Annotated in this window: 1 protein-coding gene; it reads right to left on the reverse strand. The window is 25.5% G+C overall.

Annotated features, from left to right (window positions below; all coding sequences use genetic code 11):
• Nucleotides 1-88 precede the first annotated feature (88 nt).
• On the reverse strand, nucleotides 89-458 hold a 370-nt coding region (locus H2279_RS08740; RefSeq protein ID WP_337196300.1), incomplete at its 5' end, for a DUF2920 family protein.

Raw genomic sequence — 458 nt, forward strand, 5'->3', positions numbered from 1 at the left:
TTAGAACTTGCTATGAAAGATTAACTTGTTTGAATTTATTTCAAACAAGTTAAAAAATCTAAAAGAGTTACGCAAGAAATTTTATCTTTTAAGTAATCTCAAGCTTAAATTTATCACCCTCATCTTTAAATTTAAAAACTTTGTTTTTGCAAGGATAAGAAATAGAATTTTCCCTCATAGGAGATTTTCTATCTTTTAATTTTTCAAGCATTAAAGGAAGTTCTTTTTCAAATAAAGCTCTATTGTTTAATCTCATACCATGTTCCAAACTTTTAATATATTTACCATCAATATCTTCTTCATCTTGGATTAGATGTAAAGTTGCATCAAAATTAAGTTGCTTTAAGCATTTATAAAGTTCTATTTTATTTTGAGCAGGAGTATTAATATCTTTAGTGCTGTGATAAGAAACATAAATTATATTTGGATTAGCATTGGCCTGAAGAATAAGATGAGAA

This window comes from Campylobacter sp. B0100352/1 (genome assembly GCF_020135855.1).
Classification (GTDB): Bacteria; Campylobacterota; Campylobacteria; order Campylobacterales; family Campylobacteraceae; genus Campylobacter_D; species Campylobacter_D taeniopygiae.